Origin of the sequence: Secundilactobacillus malefermentans DSM 5705 = KCTC 3548 (genome assembly GCF_001436395.1) — a bacterium.
Lineage (GTDB): Bacteria > Bacillota > Bacilli > Lactobacillales > Lactobacillaceae > Secundilactobacillus > Secundilactobacillus malefermentans.
Genome location: NZ_AZGJ01000139.1, coordinates 1 through 566, shown reverse-complemented (window position 1 = coordinate 566; position 566 = coordinate 1). Strand labels below are relative to the sequence as shown.

The 566-nt window shown below is 45.9% G+C and carries 1 rRNA gene; it reads left to right on the top strand.

Features of this window, described 5'->3' with window-relative positions:
- Positions 1-78: 78 nt before the first annotated feature.
- Positions 79-566 (top strand): 16S ribosomal RNA (locus tag FD44_RS10190); the annotation flags it as partial.

The following is a 566-nucleotide window of genomic DNA, read 5'->3' as shown; positions in this document are numbered from 1 at the left end:
GAGGTTGGATCCAAGATGTAACAAACGAAGTCAATTCGTAAGCAACAAAAACAAATAATGAGCTAAAGCTTATCATTTTAAAATGAGAGTTTGATCCTGGCTCAGGATGAACGCTGGCGGCGTGCCTAATACATGCAAGTCGAACGCATCCCGTTGATTTGAAGTGCTTGCACTGATAATTAACATCGGATGAGTGGCGAACTGGTGAGTAACACGTGGGTAACTTGCCCAAAAGTAGGGGATAACATTTGGAAACAGGTGCTAATACCGTATAACAACGAAAATCGCATGATTTTCGTTTGAAAGATGGTTTCGGCTATCACTTTTGGATAGACCCGCGGTGCATTAGCTAGTTGGTAGAGTAATGGTTTACCAAGGCAATGATGCATAGCCGACCTGAGAGGGTAATCGGCCACATTGGGACTGAGACACGGCCCAAACTCCTACGGGAGGCAGCAGTAGGGAATCTTCCACAATGGACGAAAGTCTGATGGAGCAACGCCGCGTGAGTGAAGAAGGGTTTCGGCTCGTAAAACTCTGTTGTTGGAGAAGAACGAACGTGAGAG